The sequence below is a fragment of the Candidatus Obscuribacterales bacterium genome (assembly GCA_036703605.1).
Taxonomy (GTDB): domain Bacteria; phylum Cyanobacteriota; class Cyanobacteriia; order RECH01; family RECH01; genus RECH01.
This window is the reverse complement of the sequence record DATNRH010001017.1, coordinates 1-3,043: the sequence shown is the minus strand read 5'-3', so window position 1 is coordinate 3,043 and position 3,043 is coordinate 1. Positions and strand designations below refer to the sequence as shown.

Here is a 3,043-nt window from a genome sequence, read left to right as displayed (position 1 = left end):
TTAATCCTCTGAGTCTATGCGGTCATTTATCGGGGCACTCACTAACTTGTTACTGCAATAATCTAGTCCCACCATCACTCCTTAAATACTCCGATGTTGCGCTATCACTTACCTCAAAACAATCAACATCTTAATCTTTGCGCATACGCGTATATGCGATCGCTCATGAATCAGAAATTACTTTTCTGGGCAGCAGCTAGAATCTGCTCAACAGCTACTCTCCCATGGCAACATCCTTCTCTGTTCTTACCCATGAAAACTAGCGATCGCTCTCTCTGTAGCTAGACTGTCTTCATGGAGACAGAAAGCGTGAGTTGGCATGATCGGTCACGTGGCAGTTTCTATGACGTTTAAGCGTTCTCTCGACTGTACAGTTTTCTATTCCCGCCCCTCTAGCGATCGCCAATTACCAGAGGCAATGAACCCCGCCCAGTAGTAGGGATGCTGATAGGCTTCGGTGTTGAGCAACTCTTGCTGAATGTCCCGTAAAGACTCGCTGCGTCCGGAACCAGCTAGCAATCGTTCATAGTATCCCTGCATGAGGTCACTGGTGCCCAAATCGTCTACCTTCCACAAACTCATCAGTTGACTTTCCGCCCCCGCCAACACAAACGCCCGCCGCAGACCATATACCCCATCGCCGTTCACCACATTCCCCAACCCCGTCTCGCAGGCCGACAGCACTACCAGTTGAGTGCCGAACAGGTTCATTCGGGTGACTTCCTGAGCCGTGAGCACGCCGTCGTCATCATCATCAGCGAAGCTTGCCCGCTGATTCACTCCGGCAAATACCAACCCCGATCGCAGCAGCGGATTTTCCATATTGCGCGGGGTGGGCACGCAGTCGGTTTGAACGGTGGAGACAACGTCAATCGAGGCAGTGCGGGTACCGCCGGGAACCGCCAGACAGTCTTGGTCTTGCAGGAAGAACCCGTGGGTGGCGAGGTGCAGGATGCTGGGCGCTTGAACTTGCTTAATGGCAGCTTCAGTGGCCTCGGCTCCGTCCCAGCGGGTGGCGTTGGACAAGAGGGGCATGATGGCATCCGCTTCCGTTTCGGTGCCGGGGAGGGAGCCGAAGGCGCTGAGGCTGCTAAAGTCGGTGGAGCGCTGGGCGGTGGGGATGCCTGGATTGGAACGGATGGTAGAACCACGGGACGCGGCTAGCTCAGTGGCTCCATAGTCGGGATTGGCAACAATCACCGGGCCCTGCTCCGGCTCTAGACCGCGATCCATCCGCAACAAATCGCGACCGGAGGTGAGGTAGGTGAAGGTGTAGCGCTCTAGCAGGTAGGTGTTGCTTTCGTCCATCAGGGCAGCGAAGGGAATCAGGTTGAGGGCCGCGTCGGGGGAGAGCAGCAGGTGGGTGGCATCACCGGTGAGGGCGCGAATCGGCTGCATCAGTTGGGCATCGAGGGCGCGGGCGATCGCTTGAATATTGGAGCGAGGATTGCGCAGGGTATCGAGGAAGGTGAAGACCTGGGCATCCATAGCGGCGGCATCCCCCAAATCCACGGAGCGAATCTCGCCAGAGGGGAACAGCACGTAGGCCGCATAGCGTGGTGCTCCCCATTGGTCTTGTGGGGATGCTGTGGCATCAAACGGCTCGTAGCGCACCAGTTCTACCAATGCCCCGTCCGCTGGAATCTGCTGCTGCACGGCCTCTAGGGTAATGGGCTGGGTCTCGGTGCGGAAGACGGCACTGGCCCGGGCGAGTTGATTTTGCAACACTTCGGCTCTGGCCTCTAGAGAGGCTACCAGTTCTGCCTGCCCCTCCACGGGTTCATCAAAAAATGAGTTAGCTCGCTGAGTGTCGATTTGACGCAATTCATCCAGCAACGCCTGGTTTTCTGGGGTTAACTGTTGTTGTAGGGTGGCGTAGCTCTCTGCCGTAGCATCCAAGACTCGCCCTTTGCGGCGGAGTAGGGTCGTCAGCGCCAAGGGAGCTGCGTCCGGTGCGTCTTGAAGATTCAAGGAAATTACCCAGTTAGTTTCTCCTGCAAACGTGGCTAGGTAAGCCCTCCGCCGCGCTTCGGAGGAGACCGCTAGGGTTAGCTCAAGTTGGGATTCTCGACTTTCCGCAGCTCGTTCAAACAGCGGCAGTGCTGCGGCCACATTTCCCTGTGCTTGATACAACCCAGCCAGATTATTCAGGCTGTTGGCAACGTCGGGATGATTCTCACCCAACGCCGTTTCATAGATAGTGAGCGATCGCTGATAGAGGGGTTCCGCCGCCGCGTAATTCCTCCGGTCTTCATATAACAGCGCCAGATTATTGAGGCTGGTAGCCACATCGGGATGATTTTCGCCCAAGGCAGTTTCTAAGATGGACAGCGATCGCTGATAGAGGGGTTCCGCCGCCGTGTAATTCCCCTGCGCTCGATATAACTCCGCCAGATTATTGAGGCTGAGGGCAACATTGGGATGATTCTCACCCAAAGCAGTTTCTCGGATGGAGAGCGATCGCTGATAGAGGGGTTCCGCCGCCGTGTAATTCCCCTGTACTCGATACAACTCCGCCAGATTATTGAGGCTGTTGGCAACATCCGGATGATTCTCACCCAAGGTGGTTTCCCAGATAGAGAGCGATCGCTGGTAGAGGGGTTCCGCCGCCGCATAATTCCCCTGCGCTTGATACAAAGCTGCCAGATTATTGAGGCTTTGGGCGACATCGGGATGGTTTTCTCCCAAAGTGGCTTCCCGGATGGCAAGCGATCGCTGGTAGAGGGGTTCCACCGCCCCGTAATTCCCCTGCGCTTGATACAAAGCTGCCAGATTATTGAGGCTGAGGGCAACATCCGGATGATTCTCACCCAAGGTAGTTTCCCAGATGGACAGCGATCGCTGATAGAGGAGTTCCGCCGCCGTGTAGTTCCCCTGCATTCGATACAGCAGCGCCAGATTATTGAGGCTGATAGCAACATTGGGATGATTTTCACCCAAAGCAGTTTCTAAGATGGAGAGCGATCTCTGGTAGAGGGGTTCTGCCGCCCCGTAATTCCCCTGCGCTCCATACAACGCCGCCAAATTATTGAGGCTGTTGGCA

At 55.7% G+C, this 3,043-nt stretch carries 1 protein-coding gene; it reads right to left on the bottom strand.

The annotated features are described in order from the left end of the window. Positions 1 to 378 precede the first annotated feature (378 nt). The coding region (locus V6D20_20760) for a tetratricopeptide repeat protein (protein HEY9818211.1) at positions 379 to 3,043 on the bottom strand (2,665 nt) is incomplete at its 5' end.